This window comes from Marinomonas rhizomae (genome assembly GCF_024397855.1).
Taxonomy (GTDB): Bacteria; Pseudomonadota; Gammaproteobacteria; order Pseudomonadales; family Marinomonadaceae; genus Marinomonas; species Marinomonas rhizomae_A.
On sequence record NZ_CP073343.1, the window covers coordinates 1,061,179 to 1,075,216 of the forward strand.

The 14,038-nt window shown below is 42.8% G+C and carries 13 protein-coding genes and 1 other RNA gene; 11 read left to right on the forward strand and 3 right to left on the reverse strand.

All coding sequences use genetic code 11. The features are described 5' to 3' along the window. Positions 1-91 precede the first annotated feature (91 nt). The 8 genes from astE to traF (KDW99_RS04940) all read left to right on the forward strand — a co-directional run bounded on the left by astE (position 92) and on the right by traF (KDW99_RS04940) (position 8,802). Positions 92-1,108, forward strand: a complete 1,017-nt coding sequence (gene astE, locus KDW99_RS04905; protein WP_255828179.1) for a succinylglutamate desuccinylase — start codon at positions 92-94, stop codon at positions 1,106-1,108. 108 nt (positions 1,109-1,216) lie between these two features. Continuing rightward, positions 1,217-2,215, forward strand: a complete 999-nt coding sequence (znuA, locus tag KDW99_RS04910) for a zinc ABC transporter substrate-binding protein ZnuA (RefSeq protein WP_255828180.1) — start codon at positions 1,217-1,219, stop codon at positions 2,213-2,215. A gap of 116 nt (positions 2,216-2,331) precedes the next feature. Further along, a complete protein-coding gene (locus tag KDW99_RS04915) occupies positions 2,332-3,318 on the forward strand; it encodes a KpsF/GutQ family sugar-phosphate isomerase (RefSeq protein ID WP_255828181.1) in 987 nt (328 codons plus the stop codon). 74 nt (positions 3,319-3,392) lie between these two features. Then, the gene (gene kdsA / locus KDW99_RS04920; RefSeq protein ID WP_255828182.1) at positions 3,393-4,259 is read left to right on the forward strand and encodes a 3-deoxy-8-phosphooctulonate synthase; all 867 of its coding nucleotides are present in this window, start codon (positions 3,393-3,395) and stop codon (positions 4,257-4,259) included. Positions 4,260-4,262: 3 nt separating this feature from the next. Beyond that, positions 4,263-4,844, forward strand: a complete 582-nt coding sequence (locus tag KDW99_RS04925; RefSeq protein WP_255828183.1) for a KdsC family phosphatase — start codon at positions 4,263-4,265, stop codon at positions 4,842-4,844. After that, positions 4,844-5,638: a 3-deoxy-manno-octulosonate cytidylyltransferase gene (gene kdsB, locus KDW99_RS04930; RefSeq protein WP_255828184.1), complete on the forward strand. Its 795-nt coding sequence runs from the start codon at positions 4,844-4,846 to the stop codon at positions 5,636-5,638. Before KDW99_RS04925 ends, kdsB begins: the two co-directional genes overlap by 1 nt. Before the next feature lie 197 nt (positions 5,639-5,835). Continuing rightward, complete coding sequence (gene traF, locus KDW99_RS04935) at positions 5,836-7,263, forward strand: conjugal transfer protein TraF (RefSeq protein WP_255828185.1); 1,428 nt, start codon at positions 5,836-5,838, stop codon at positions 7,261-7,263. A gap of 207 nt (positions 7,264-7,470) precedes the next feature. Further along, a complete protein-coding gene (gene traF / locus KDW99_RS04940) occupies positions 7,471-8,802 on the forward strand; it encodes a conjugal transfer protein TraF (RefSeq protein WP_255828186.1) in 1,332 nt (443 codons plus the stop codon). On the opposite strand, the gene KDW99_RS04945 is transcribed toward traF (KDW99_RS04940), so the two are convergent. From KDW99_RS04945 to KDW99_RS04955, 3 genes are all read right to left on the reverse strand, one after another. Continuing rightward, positions 8,803-9,387, reverse strand: a complete 585-nt coding sequence (locus tag KDW99_RS04945) for a 5-formyltetrahydrofolate cyclo-ligase (RefSeq protein ID WP_255828187.1) — start codon at positions 9,385-9,387, stop codon at positions 8,803-8,805. Between the two features lie 4 nt (positions 9,388-9,391). Next, a non-coding RNA gene (gene ssrS / locus KDW99_RS04950) (6S RNA) lies at positions 9,392-9,569 on the reverse strand. A gap of 129 nt (positions 9,570-9,698) precedes the next feature. Further along, positions 9,699-9,998, reverse strand: coding sequence for a cell division protein ZapA (locus KDW99_RS04955; RefSeq protein ID WP_255828188.1), 300 nt, complete (start codon positions 9,996-9,998; stop codon positions 9,699-9,701). Between the two features lie 144 nt (positions 9,999-10,142). Between KDW99_RS04955 and prfB the strand changes: the two genes are divergently transcribed. The 3 genes from prfB (at position 10,143) to hisC (ending at position 13,959) form a co-directional block, all read left to right on the forward strand. Next, positions 10,143-11,238 (forward strand): peptide chain release factor 2 gene (gene prfB, locus KDW99_RS04960; RefSeq protein ID WP_255828189.1). Its coding sequence is split into 2 segments (ribosomal slippage): positions 10,143-10,214 and positions 10,216-11,238, totalling 1,095 coding nucleotides; the frame shifts between segments, so codons are not numbered across the junction. Between the two features lie 48 nt (positions 11,239-11,286). Continuing rightward, positions 11,287-12,789, forward strand: a complete 1,503-nt coding sequence (gene lysS / locus KDW99_RS04965; RefSeq protein ID WP_255828190.1) for a lysine--tRNA ligase — start codon at positions 11,287-11,289, stop codon at positions 12,787-12,789. Between the two features lie 108 nt (positions 12,790-12,897). Next, positions 12,898-13,959 carry a histidinol-phosphate transaminase gene (gene hisC, locus KDW99_RS04970; RefSeq protein WP_255828191.1) on the forward strand — a complete coding sequence of 354 codons (1,062 nt, stop codon included), beginning with the start codon at positions 12,898-12,900 and terminating at the stop codon, positions 13,957-13,959. Positions 13,960-14,038 lie beyond the last annotated feature (79 nt).

Below are 14,038 nucleotides of genomic sequence, written 5' to 3' on the forward strand. Positions count from 1 at the left end.
TACCTTATTATTTAGCCTAAAGCGGTATCATAATCTGTTGCTTCTAAGCTGTATTTTGTAATCAAATTAATAGGGAAGGTTAGTGGAAAACATGTCCATTTTGAACAATGATTTTTTAGCGTTAACTCTTGCTAACCAAGATGGTATTACGCCTTTTCAGTTTTCTTTTCCAGGTGGTATAGGCTTTGTTGAGGATACGGGAGTTTTACGTCTTGAGCCTACACAGTCGAGTGCGACCAGCCTTGTTTTATCCGTTGGCGTTCACGGTAATGAAACCGGGCCGATCGAGTTAGTAAATCAATTGGTTACCAATATATTAGAAGGCGCCGTTACATTGAGTGTTCGGTTATTGGTGCTAATAGGTAACCCAGTAGCGGCTAATTCGGCAAAACGTTTTTGTGATGTGAATCTGAATCGATTGTTCAGTGGCGCGTGGCAAAAGTTTGAGGGTTTTGAAGCAAAGAGAGCGCAACGTCTAGAGCAAGCTGTTAGTGATTTTTACTCAAACGTTGAGAATAAAGCGGATCAAGTAAAGCTACATTACGATCTGCACACGGCCATTCGAGGCTCTGTGTATGAAAAATTTGCCGTTTATCCTTATGTTGAAAATGGTGTTTATAACCAAGAGCAATTGGCGTTCTTAGCAGCCAGTGGAATCGACGCGGTTTTATTGTCGCACCAGCCAACAACGACTTTTTCTTATTATAGTTTTGCCGTGCATGATGCTCATGCTTTTACGGTTGAATTGGGGAAAGTGTATCCGTTTGGTGAAAATGATTTGTCGCGCTTTGCTGATCTTAAAGACAGTTTGACTTTGTTATTGGAAAAGGGCGTTCTAGCACAATCTTCCTTGTCTAGTTTGTGTGCATTTAGCGTGTCAGATAGCTTGGTGAAAGACGATGACAGTTATGAGTTAAGTATTGCTGATGATGTGAAAAACTTTACTTCATTTGAAGCTGGCTATCGAATAGCGCTCTCTAACAAAAGCGATTATTACATTAAGCAAACGGGTGATGCGATTGTGTTTCCAAATACCAATCTCCCTGTTGGTCAGCGTGCTGGCTTGATAGTGCGTTGCGCCTTAATGGCTGATTTAACATTAAATTAAGCGGGGTAATTTTTGCCTTATGAAAAAAGAGATTTAAGCTAACCCCTTGAATCTCTTTTTTTAATATCGTACTGTTACGTTATAACATTAATTTGACGGTATTGAATAATGAATAAACTTCTTTTGGCCTTAGGTGTGTCAGCCTTATCTCCTTTAGCATTCGCTAAACCAGTAATTGTCACCAGTATTAAGCCTGTTTCTATGGTTGTTGCCGCGATTGCTGGCGATAAAGCGGAGATTCAGCAAATTGTATCCAGTACGGCATCGCCGCATGATTTTGCTTTGCGCCCCTCGGATCTGCGGAAAATTGTCAATGCTGATACAGTCGTCTGGGTAGGCGAGTCTTTAGAACGATTTTTAGAAAAACCACTTGAGAATGCCGGTAAAGAAGACTCGTCAATCGAGTGGTTAGCATTAGATGGTATGGCATTGCATAACTTCGCTAAAGAGCATCACCATGATGAAGACGAAGCGGAAGATGATCATCACCACGACCACGAAGCTCATGATGATCATGAACACGAAGGACATGGTGATCATGATGAGCACGAAGAACATGATGAGCACGAAGGGCACGAAGGACATCATCATGATGGCGTAGATCCACATGTTTGGCTATCACCTGATAATGCTAAAGTATTGGCAAAGGCGGTGACAGCTCGTTTGGTGTCATTGGATTCGGCCAATGCTGAGTATTATAAAGGGAATTTAGCATCCTTTGAAAAAGGTCTTACTGCGAAAGACGCAGAAATTCGCAAAGCCCTAAACAAGGTCAATAAAGTGCCTTATATCGTATTCCATGATGGTTATAGTTACTTTGAGCAACATTATGGTTTGAGCCACGCTGGCGAAATTACCGTCAGCCCAGAGCGTAAACCAGGCGCGAAAAAAGTTGCTGAGATCCGTCATGAAATCCAAGAGAACAAAGTGCAGTGTGTTTTTAGTGAGCCACAATTTAGCCCTGCGATAGTGAAAACGCTATTGGAAGGTTCTGATGTAAAAACCGCACCTTTGGATCCATTAGGTGGCAAGGTGAAAATGGGAAGCAATGCTTACTTCTCATTTTTAGACAGTTTGAGTGGTCAATTTCTTAGCTGTTTAGGATAATACCTCTGTGTTTATCAAAGAGTAGGCAAGGAATGCTTGCTCTTTGATAGTCCTCCCGCTTTCTCCTCTGTATAATGGTCTTACTTTACGATTATTACATTGGGCAGCGAGGCTTTATGAGCGATTTATTTAATTTGAGTGCCGATTCGAGTACTCACTCCGATATCCTTATTGAAAGTGCTCGACGTACTTTATCTACACAAGCCCAATCTTTAGCGAATTTAGCCAACCAAGTAACCGAAGAATTCCCCAAAGCCGTTCGACTGATTCTTGCTAGCAAGGGTCGTACTATTATTTGTGGCATGGGTAAATCTGGCCTAATCGGTAAAAAAATCGCGGCTACTTTAGCCTCAACAGGCACGCCTAGTTTCTTTCTCCACCCGGGAGAGGCTTTTCATGGCGATTTAGGCATGATCCAGCCGGAAGATGTCTTAGTGCTGATTAGTTTTTCGGGTGAAACTGAAGAGTTGATGCGCTTACTTCCTTCGCTGAAAAGTTTCGGCAATCGAAGTATTGCCATGGTAGGAAACACAGATTCTACTTTGGCGAAACATTGTGATTGTATATTGGATCTTTCTATTGATAAAGAAACTTGCCCAAATAATTTAGCGCCAACGACATCGACGACCATGACAACCGCCATGGGTGATGCCTTGGCTGTGGCTTTGATGGAGTGTCGTAACTTCCAGCCACAAGATTTTGCCCGTTTTCATCCTGGTGGAAGCTTAGGTCGTAAACTGTTAACTCGTGTTAAAGATATAATGCATAAGGATAGTCTTCCTGTTTGTGCACCTGAAACTACCTTGAAAGACGCCATTTCTGTTATGACACATGGCAGAATGGGCGTGGTATTGATTCAAGAAGCAGGGAGGTTACTGGGGATCTTTACCGATGGTGACTTACGTCGAGCCATGCTTAAAGAAAGTGAAGGTATGATACATAAAACCATGGCTAACTTGATGACTCCTAACCCCAAAACCATCAATGAAAATGTGATGATAGTGCAAGCAGAAGAACAAATGCTGCGCGATAAAATCACCTTGTTGGTTGTGGTGGACGATGCGAACAACTTATCCGGTATTTTGGAAATTTACGATCGATAAAAAACGGCTCAACAAATTTTACGCCGCTTTAGATTTGTCTAAAGTGAGCAAACCTAGATTTAAATGGAGTTCTCATGACGCAGTCAGCTCAAGAATCAAAGATTATTAAAATTGGTAGCAAGATTGAAGTGGCTAACCACCTTCCTTTTGTGTTGTTCAGTGGTGTGAATGTATTAGAGTCTCGCGACTTGGCCATGCGTGTAGCAGAAGAACATGTAAAAGTGACGGAAGCGCTGGGCATTCCTTATGTCTTTAAAGGCTCTTTTGATAAAGCGAACCGTTCGTCTATCAATTCTTTCCGTGGCCCTGGTATGGAAGAAGGGTTGAAAATTCTACAAGAGATCAAAGACACCTTTGGTGTGCCTGTGATTACCGATGTGCACGAAGAGTATCAGTGTGCGCCAGTTGCTGAAGTGGCAGATGTGATTCAGTTGCCTGCTTTCTTGTCTCGCCAAACGGACTTAGTTGTGGCGATGGCGAAAACCGGTGCTGTGATTAATATCAAAAAAGCACAATTCCTAGCGCCACATGAAATGAAACATATCCTGACAAAATGCCAAGAAGCCGGAAACGATCAACTTATGCTTTGTGAGCGTGGCACCATGATGGGCTACAACAACTTGGTTGTTGATATGCTTGGCTTCGGAGAAATGAAAAAGTTTGGTTTCCCTGTCATGTTTGACGTAACCCATTCTTTGCAGCGTCCAGGTGGACGTGAAGATTCTGCTGATGGCCGTCGTGCGCAAGTCACTGAATTGGCTCGTGCAGGTATGTCACTTGGCTTGTCTAGTTTGTTCTTAGAAACTCACCCAGATCCAGATAATGCTAAATGCGATGGTCCATGTGCTTTGCCTTTGGGTAAATTAGCGCCATTCCTAAAGCAGATGAAGCAGCTTGATGAATTGGTAAAAACCTTCGAAACATTGGATACGAGCGTTTAAGAAATGGATGCGGCTTTTCTTTCTTTTTATCCTGCGCTCGAAACTAATAAGGGGTTGTTAGCTAAGCTGCAAGCTTTGAAACTGGTGGTGTTTGACGTAGATGGCGTACTAACTGACGGACGTCTGCTTTACACTGAGCAAGGCGAAACCATAAAGCGCTTCAACGTAAAAGATGGTGTGGCAATGAAGCTGTTGCCAAAGTGGGGTATTCAGGTTGCGGTTATCACCGCGAAAGATTCTGCACCATTAAGGCAACGAATGAAGGAATTAAAAGTAGAACATTTTTATCCTGGTTGCCATAACAAAGCTGAAGCCTTTGATGAGTTGGTAGAGCGTTTGGGGATTAAACCAGAAGAAGCCGCTTATGTTGGCGATGACGTGATTGACCTTCAAGTCATGCCTAAAGTTGGTGTTGCCCTATGCCCAGCAGACGCACATATTTTATTGCAACGTCATTGTCCTATTATACTTAGTAAAGCCGCTGGTGAAGGCGTCGCAAGGGAAGTTGCTGACATGGTGTTAGCGTCTAGAATGTCTTTGGAACAAGCCTACGAATTGGCTCAAAAGCCGGAGTTTGAAAAATAATGACGATTCAAGCCTTACCTGATTTTCACATCGTAATTCCTGCCCGTTACGCTTCTCAGCGTTTTCCACAGAAGCTGATGGCCGATTTAGGTGGCAAGCCAGTATTGCAGTGGGTTTACGAGTTAGCCTTAAAAGCGGGGGCGCAATCAGTAACGATTGCCACAGATCATCAGCTTATAGAGAAAGCCGCGCTTGGTTTTGGGGCGTCAGTTGTGATGACTCGTGATGATCATGAAAACGGCACAGAACGTCTTGCTGAAGTGGCGGCCAAAATGGGTTGGCTGGGCGATGAGATTGTCGTTAACGTGCAAGGTGACGAACCTTTTTTACCGGTTAACTTGATTCATTCAAGTGTAATCGCGTTAAACCAAGATAAAGAAGCTGAGATGGCAACGGTTGCCTGCGCGATTGATCAGGCCGAAGACTTCTTTAACCCCAATGTGGTGAAAGTGGTGTGTGATGGAAAGCAGCGTGCGCTGTATTTTAGTCGCTCTCCTATGCCTTGGGATAGAGATGGCTTTGCTAGTAATCTTGATAGAACAGGGTTGTTGCCAGTTGGTTTTCCTGCCCTTCGTCATATTGGCTTGTATGTATATCGGGCTAGCTTATTGGCCCGATACGCCGATTTGCCAATGTCACCACTAGAACGTTGGGAAAAACTAGAGCAGTTACGCTTCTTGCATCAAGGTATCAAGGTTCAAGTGGCTTTGGCAGATGGTTTGCCTACTCATGGTGTGGATACCCCGGAAGATTTGGAAAAGCTTAGGTATCAGCTTTCTTTAGATAGCATTTAGTCTATTTATTAAAAAACAATTAGAGCGGCAAATCTTATTAAGGTTTGCCGTTTTGTTTTAGTAATAATTCCTTCGTTTCTATTTTCAATATTGTGAACCCCTTCTTCAAGATGTCTATTTTTCGTAAGAAATGTGTAAAAAAATGGTTTATAATAGTTCTTGTTGCTAGGTCATTTCGATTTCTGAAGGATAGAACTATGAAAAAGCTATTACTTGTTTCCAGTAGTTTGTTGAGTACAGCAGTTCTCTCTGCTACGCCAGTTTATCTTCCAACAGGCTCTTCTTTTACTCTTGGTAGCTCTGTTAATCAAAGGTCACTGTCTACCTCGCTTAATAATCCGGCCGCCCCTTTTTTAATGGTAAACGGGACTGATGATTATTTCCGTTTCGGTATCGTTGGGCCTATTGGTATTGGTATAGAAATGGGCGATGTCAGTGATTTAGAAGATCGAGTTGATGAGGTGCAGGATCTTGTCGATTCACTGAGTGCAACAGACATTGAGTCAATTAAGACTGAGGTTATTAACTCGGGTATTTCTGAGGCTTTATTGGATGAAATTCAAAGCGCAACTAGCAAAGAACAATTAGAGGCAATTGCTAGGAGAGAGCAGGGCAATATTGAGGTTAAAATTGAAGGGGTTATAAGGGATAAAATTGATTCGGCAGTACTTAGAGCAAATAATATACTAGCTGGTATTAGTGATTCCGCCTATGTTAAAGCGATGGTTAGTGCTCAAGTTCCTTTCATGCCGTTGATTTATAAAACTCGAGACAAAGGTGCGTTTACGATTGATTCTAGTATCTCTGCAGCTGTAAAAGGCAATCTTATAGAAGGTACTATAAAGAATGTTGATAATGAATTCGAATCGACGGCTTCTTTTTACACGCAAGCCGCTACGGATTTTAATATTGGCTTTGGTTATAGCCGGGCTATGTGGAAAAACTCTAATGGTGTACTTATTGGTGGTGCCAAAGCCAATGTCCATAAGATTACCTTGGGACGATCTCTTGTTGCGTTGACAGATGATAGTATTGATGCTGGTGATGCTATTTCTGATACCATTTCTGACGATGGCGTTAGCTCTACTGGCGTTGGTATCGATTTGGGCGCTGTTTGGTCTGCTAATTACTATCAAGTGGGTCTGACAGTGGCGAATATTAATGAGCCTGAATTTGACGGTGCTGCATTAGGCCAGAATTGTGGTACATCTTTAAGTTGTAAAACGGCAGCAATATTAAAAGACGAAAAAAGTTTGTCAAGAAATGGTGATTATACCATGGAGATGCAAAGTACCATAGATGCCGCTATTACGTCTAAAAATAGACAGTGGACATTGGCTGGTTCTTACGATGTGAATTCTGTTAACGATCCAGTTGGTGATGAGTACCAATGGGGTGTTGCGTCTCTATCGTATTACGGTGATTCACACTTTTTACCAGGGCTTCGGGTCGGTTTGCGTAAGAATATGGCCGGAACAGAGTTAAGCTACGCAACTTTCGGCCTAACCATTGTTAAGCGTTTAAACATAGATGTTGCCGTTGCTTTAGACTCGGTTGAAAATGAGGATGGCGATGAGGTCCCTCGTAGTGCTTATTTTTCAATTGGTTATGATACTGCCTTTTAAGGTTGTAAAGATTTAGAAAAAAAGCCGATAACATTGTAGGTTGTTGGCTTTTTTTAATTTTTTGAGCGATTTAAATTCATGGATATGGATATACGATTAATGCGGTATGCGATTTTATTTTTGGCGTCTATTAGTACTAACATAATGGCGTTTTCGCCTATTGGATCGAGTACAGTATTGGGTAGTTATGCAAATAGACAGTCAATAATGACGTCTTTATCCAATCCTGCCGCCCCTTTTTTAATGACAAATATTCAAAGCTTGCGATCAGGCTTTTTAGGCCCTTTAAGTTTGGGTTATGAAATGGGCGATGTGAAAGATCTTGAGGATCAGGTCGAGGAATTAGAAAAAATTCTAGAGAAAGATTATGGCGATTCTGATGGTTTAAGTTCTTTTGTCGAACTTGATGATTTAGTGGCTTTAGTTGATCCCACTGATTTGGCTGCGTTAATTGCTTTAGGGGACCTTAGTGATTTAAGTAAGGCAGATATTGAGAGTCTTGGAATCACTGATGCAGAAATTAATGCTTTAGTGCTTGAAGGGGATAATGAAGTTTCTAGGTCGATAAGTGAAGCGAACAGTATCCTCAATAATGTTGGTGAGACAGCTTATATCAAGCTGTCTGGAGCTTTACAGGTTCCGTTTATGCCGGTTATTTATAAGACTCAAAAGCACGGTGCATTCATGCTGGACTCTGGTCTTTCATTTGTTGGTCGTGTTGGTGTGTTGTCTGATGATATATCTGTACGAACGTTAGATGAAGGGGTTGAGTTAGTATCTGATACCGCTGTATATCTAAAAAGAGCATCGGATTTTCGTATTGGGCTTGGATACAGTCAGGCTGTTGGTCGACCTGTCAGTGGTGCACTTATTTTGGGCGGAAAGATAAACCTTCACCAGATAGCCTTGGGCCAAAAATTGTCATTTTTAACGAATGAAGACGACAGTGCTACAGATGCATTTGGTGATTTCCTTATGGATAGAGATAATGTCCAGTCGGGAATTAGTATAGACTTAGGGGCTATTTGGACTGCTCCGAACTATCAATTAGGTGTTGCAGCTACTAGCATCAATGAGCCGGAATTCGATTTCGAAGAGCTTGGTCAGTGTAATGGTTTATCAGGGCCAGAGTTGTCTAGTTGCAATAGTACTATCCGCTTATCAAATAAAGGGAAGTTAAAGCTCAAAGAAACTTATAAGATGAAAGCTCAACTTAAATTGGATGCCGCTTTGATGTCTAGTAATCAAAACTGGTCTTTAGCTGGTTCTTATGAAGTAAATCCTGTCGCAGATGCCGTTGGAGATAAGCATCAATGGCAAACGGTTTCTTTGTCTTATTTTAGTGATAACTTTTATTTTCCTGGTGTTCGCGTAGGTTATAGAAAAAACCAAGCAGGAAGTCAGTTGAGTTACGCAACAGTAGGTGTAACCTTAATACGGCGGTTGGATTTTGATATTGCCTATGGACTAGAGAAACCTGAGGGTGAAAGTTTGCCTCGTAGTGTTTACTTTTCGTTGGGCTATGGTCTTGCTTTTTGATCACACCAATACAATTTTTGTTGGTGTGAGGATGGCTTGTAAAGGCACATCCCAACCTTCAATAGGTAGGCTTTTCACTTCTTGACAGTCATGAGCTAGACCAATTAGCAAGGGAGTTTCATCTGCTCTCTTGTTTTCAAATGTCCTGTCGTAAAAGCCGCCACCCATTCCAAGCCGTCCGCCGTTTGAATCGAATCCAACCAAAGGAAGTAAGACAATATCCAGCTCATTACCAGATAGATACTCTGTCGTCATAGGTTCTTTGATACCAAAAATGTTTTCTTGCCAGACCGTTTCTTCGCAATAGCGTGCAAATGTTAGTTGTTTGCCTTGTACTACAGGAAGATAAGTTTCGATATTTTGCTGCCAAAAGAATTCGCATAAAAGGTGTGGAGATATTTCACCGTCATTGCTTAGGTATAAAGCAACACGCTTAGCTGGGTGGATAGCAAGACGCTCAAACAGATTTATATAACAAGGAATTAGAGTCGTGGCGGCATCTAATTGCTCACTAATAGAGAGATTTCTTCTTGTTTGGCGTAATTGACGACGAAGTGTCTGTCTAGGGTCGAGATGAGATGTCATAAAAGAGTTTCCCAAGTTGCCGTTTCGGCTATTGGCCTTGAACCCAGTGGTTCAAGGTGGAGAGAGCTGTGATTCTTTAGGCTTTCCGACGCACGGACATGCACACCAAACCAGCAGGCTCTTTCCGGGGTATTACTCATAGGCTCAAGGGCGTTAAGCCGCTTCGAACAACCCAGGAAACGAAGTCCAGTATAGAGTAACTCACCATAGAAATCACTCAATAGCACAAAACGTTTTCTGCATTGTATGAAGAAAATTCGTGTTCTACGCTTGCAATCAAAAAAGTAGATCAAGAAATAAACCATGGATGTTTATTCGTTAACCAACTTTGTATCATGCGTTAGAGCAGCATCAAGCTGTGATGTCAGTTCTCGCAACTGCTGCTCGTTAGAACGGGCGTATTTTCGGTTATTAAGCATATCGTGAGTAATATTCAACGCCGCAAGTACGGCTATTTTTTCAAGGCCGACTATTTTGCCGCTGGCTTTGATTTCACGCATTTGATTGTTTAAATATTCAGCAGCTTCTTTCAAATCTGCTTCATGCCCTTTAGGGCAATTTATTTTATAATTTTGTCCCAGTATGGCGACTGAAACGGTTGGCTTATCCATATTGACTCCATTTGATAGCAAGGCCCACAAAAAATGGTCTGTTTTTCCATCATTGGGTAGCGAATGGCATTTTATGCTGCGACTAAATTCGTTACAATTCCGAAACACATTTATTCACACTGTTTATAGCAAATTGACGCCAATATGGAAATAAACCCGATACTTTCAAAGATAAAAGACCTTTCAGCTCGTGCTTTAACCCTTCGGGGGTATCTTTGACTACGAGTCAAAGAAAGAACGCTTAGAGGAAGTTAACCGAGAACTGGAAGATCCAGCTATTTGGAACGATCCAGAATACGCCCAAAAACTCGGAAAAGAGCGTGCAGCGCTTGAAGCCGTTGTTGAAACCCTAGACAGCATGGAATCTGGTCTTAATGATTCCAAAGAACTGTTAGATATCGCCGTAGAAGAAAACGACGAAGATTCTGTAGAAGCGGTTGAACTTGAACTAGAAGAGTTAGAAGCTCTGTTAGGCAAGTTAGAATTCCGCCGCATGTTTTCTAAAGAAATGGACGAAAACAGTGCTTTCTTGGATATTCAGTCAGGCTCTGGCGGTACAGAAGCTCAAGATTGGGCCAACATTCTATTGCGCATGTATTTGCGTTGGGGTGAAGACAAAGGCTTTAAAGTTGAGTTGATGGAAGTATCCGCGGGCGATGTTGCCGGGATTAAATCCGCGACTATTCGTTTTGAAGGCGAGTATGCTTTTGGTTGGCTGCGTACAGAAACCGGTGTACACCGTTTGGTTCGTAAGTCGCCTTTTGATTCAGGTAACCGTCGTCATACATCGTTTGCGTCTGTCTTCGTTTCTCCTGAGATCGACGACAACGTTGATATTGAAATCAATCCGGCAGACATTCGTACAGATACTTACCGTTCATCTGGTGCCGGTGGTCAGCACGTAAACACCACTGACTCTGCGGTACGTATTACCCACGTTCCTACGGGTATCGTGGTGCAATGTCAAAACCAGCGTTCTCAACACGCTAACCGTGACTTTGCCATGAAACAACTTCGTGCCAAATTGTACGAATTTGAAATGATGAAACGGACCGAAGCGGCGCAAGCGGTTGAAGACAGCAAATCTGATATCGGTTGGGGCAGTCAGATTCGCTCTTATGTATTGGATGCGTCACGTATTAAGGATTTGCGTACAGGAGTGGAAACTTCCAATACTGGTGCTGTGTTAGATGGCAATTTAGACCAGTTTATCATTGCAAGTTTAAAACAGGGCCTATAAAGCGCCGTTCCTTATTTAGAACACTTAAAAAGAGTAGATAGCAAAATCATGGCTAACGAAAATAACACAGAATCCACAGTACAATCTGACGACAACCGCTTAGTAGCAGAACGTCGTGGTAAATTGGCGGCTATTCGCGCTGAGCGTAATGCTTACCCAAACACGTTTCGTCCAAATGCTTACGCAGCGGATCTTCAAGCGGAATTCGGCGAACTAGAAAAAGCCGAGCTAGAAGAAAAAGACCACAAGGTTAGTATTGCTGGTCGTATCGTGCGTAACCGTGGCGCTTTCATGTTGTTACAAGACATGACAGGTCAAATCCAAGCTTATGTAAACCGTAAAGCCTTAAGCCCAGAGCTATTGGCCGATCAAAAAACGTGGGATTTGGGCGATATTATTGGTATTTCAGGTCCAGTTCACAAATCTGGAAAAGGCGACTTGTACATTGATATGCAAGAAGCGCAATTGCTGACCAAATCTCTACGTCCATTACCAGACAAGCACCACGGTTTGTCTGACATGGAGATGCGTTACCGTCAGCGTTATGTCGATTTGATCGTAAACGAAGAGTCTCGTGAGACTTTCCAAATGCGTTCAAAAATCATCTCTACGATTCGTCGCTTCTTAGAAGATCGTCGTTTCATGGAAGTTGAAACGCCAATGCTACAAACCATTCCTGGTGGTGCGTCAGCGCGTCCATTTGTTACGCATCATAATGCGATGGACATGAGTATGTACTTGCGTATCGCACCAGAGCTTTACTTGAAGCGTTTGGTTGTCGGTGGTTTTGAGCGTGTATTCGAGATTAACCGTAACTTCCGTAACGAAGGTACATCGACTCGTCACAATCCAGAATTCACCATGATCGAATTCTACCAAGCGTACGCAGACTACAAAGATCTAATGGACCTAACAGAAGCTATGTTGCGTGAAGTGGCAGAGAAAGTTTTGGGCACAACGACAGTCACTTACCAAGGTTCAGAATATGACTTTGGTGCGCCGTTTGTTCGCATGAGCATGTTGGATTCGATTCTGCACTACAATCCCGAATTGACAGCGGCAGATCTAGAAACGCTAGAAGGCGCGACAGCTGTTGCGAAGAAACTAAAAATCGACGTGAAACCAATTTGGGGCTTGGGTAAGCTTTGGACAGAAATTTTCGAAGAAACCGCAGAGCACAAATTGGATCAACCGACTTTCATTACGGAATACCCAGCGGAAGTATCGCCACTGGCGCGTCGTAATGATGACAATGATTTCATTACCGACCGTTTTGAATTCTTCGTGGGTGGTCGTGAAATCGCTAACGGTTTCTCGGAGCTTAACGATCCAGAAGACCAAGCAGAGCGTTTCATGCGTCAAGTTGCAGAAAAAGACGCGGGTGATGATGAGGCCATGCATTACGATGCAGACTACATCAATGCACTAGAATACGGCCTACCACCAACCGCTGGTGAAGGTATCGGTATCGACCGTTTGGTGATGTTGTTTACTGATGCACCTTCGATCCGTGATGTATTGTTGTTCCCACATATGAAGCCTCAGGACTGATCCCAGGCCGGATAGTCACTGATACTTAGTAATGTATTTATAAGGCCTCAATTGAGGCCTTATTTTGTTTCCATACTCTATTTTTGATGACGTACAACGGAGCATTCCATGAGTCGTTTTTGGACAGATAAAATTGCTTCTCTTGACCCTTATGTGCCAGGCGAACAACCGCAAGACAAAAAGTACATCAAGCTAAACACCAACGAAAGTCCATACTCTCCGTCTCCTAAGGCGCTAGAAGCAATGGCATTGGAAGTCAGTGAGCGTTTACGCCTTTATCCAGACCCAAACTGTGTAACCCTGAAAAACGCATTAGCAAAAAGTTACCAGCTAAATGCGAATCAAGTGTTTGTTGGCAACGGCTCGGACGAAGTATTGGCTTTGGCGTTCATGGGGTATTTTGCTGGTGGTAAACCATTGGCTTTCGCTGACATCACTTATAGCTTTTATAAGGTGTACGCTGGTTTATACAGCATCGAACCAAAACTGATCCCGCTTAACGATGATTTCGACATCGTCCCTGCAGATTATGAAAACCTAGATGTGTCAGGTGTGGTTATTACCAACCCGAATGCACCGACGGGTAAAGCCTTACCTTTGGCGGATATTGAAGCAATTCTAAAAGCGAACCCAGATGTGATGGTGTTGGTTGATGAAGCTTATGTGGACTTCGGTGCGCAAAGTGCTGTGTCACTGATCAATCAATATCCTAATCTACTGGTTGTGCAAACCTTGTCTAAATCCCGTGCCTTGGCAGGGATCCGTGTCGGCTACGCGTTGGGCCATCCAGATTTGATCGAAGGTTTGGAGCGTTTGAAGAACTCTTTTAACTCCTACCCAATTGATCGCATTGCTTTAGCGGGTGCGACTGCAGCGGTGGAAGATGAGGCGTATTTAAGAGAGATTGGCGAAAAAACCATTGCCACGCGCGAGCAGTCTGTTAAAGATCTTGAAGCGTTAGGGTTCAACATCATTCCTTCTGCGACCAACTTTGTTTTCGCAACACACCCAGACAAAGACGCTGAGCAAATTTACTTGGCTTTAAAAGAGCAGGGGATTCTTGTTCGTTTCTTTGGTAGCAACAAACCACGTATTGACAACTATTTACGAATTACTATCGGAACGGATGAAGAAATGGCTGCCCTAACTGCAGCGTTGAAAACACTGTAATCGCGCACTTGTGTTTATTTTAATGGTTATGTTTTATAAAACCGCTTCTCAATGAGCGGTTTTTTTATGCTCTCAGTTT

Bases quoted from the DNA above. Each gene is read 5' to 3' on its own strand.
- znuA (WP_255828180.1), top strand. From the start codon at position 1,217: ATGAATAAACTTCTTTTGGCCTTAGGTGTGTCAGCCTTATCTCCTTTA.
- kdsA (WP_255828182.1), top strand. From the start codon at position 3,393: ATGACGCAGTCAGCTCAAGAATCAAAGATTATTAAAATTGGTAGCAAG.
- kdsB (WP_255828184.1), top strand. From the start codon at position 4,844: ATGACGATTCAAGCCTTACCTGATTTTCACATCGTAATTCCTGCCCGT.
- KDW99_RS04925 (WP_255828183.1), top strand. From the start codon at position 4,263: ATGGATGCGGCTTTTCTTTCTTTTTATCCTGCGCTCGAAACTAATAAG.
- KDW99_RS04955 (WP_255828188.1), bottom strand. From the start codon at position 9,998: ATGGATAAGCCAACCGTTTCAGTCGCCATACTGGGACAAAATTATAAA.
- traF (WP_255828185.1), top strand. From the start codon at position 5,836: ATGAAAAAGCTATTACTTGTTTCCAGTAGTTTGTTGAGTACAGCAGTT.
- KDW99_RS04945 (WP_255828187.1), bottom strand. From the start codon at position 9,387: ATGACATCTCATCTCGACCCTAGACAGACACTTCGTCGTCAATTACGC.
- traF (WP_255828186.1), top strand. From the start codon at position 7,471: ATGACGTCTTTATCCAATCCTGCCGCCCCTTTTTTAATGACAAATATT.
- KDW99_RS04915 (WP_255828181.1), top strand. From the start codon at position 2,332: ATGAGCGATTTATTTAATTTGAGTGCCGATTCGAGTACTCACTCCGAT.
- lysS (WP_255828190.1), top strand. From the start codon at position 11,287: ATGGCTAACGAAAATAACACAGAATCCACAGTACAATCTGACGACAAC.
- hisC (WP_255828191.1), top strand. From the start codon at position 12,898: ATGAGTCGTTTTTGGACAGATAAAATTGCTTCTCTTGACCCTTATGTG.
- astE (WP_255828179.1), top strand. From the start codon at position 92: ATGTCCATTTTGAACAATGATTTTTTAGCGTTAACTCTTGCTAACCAA.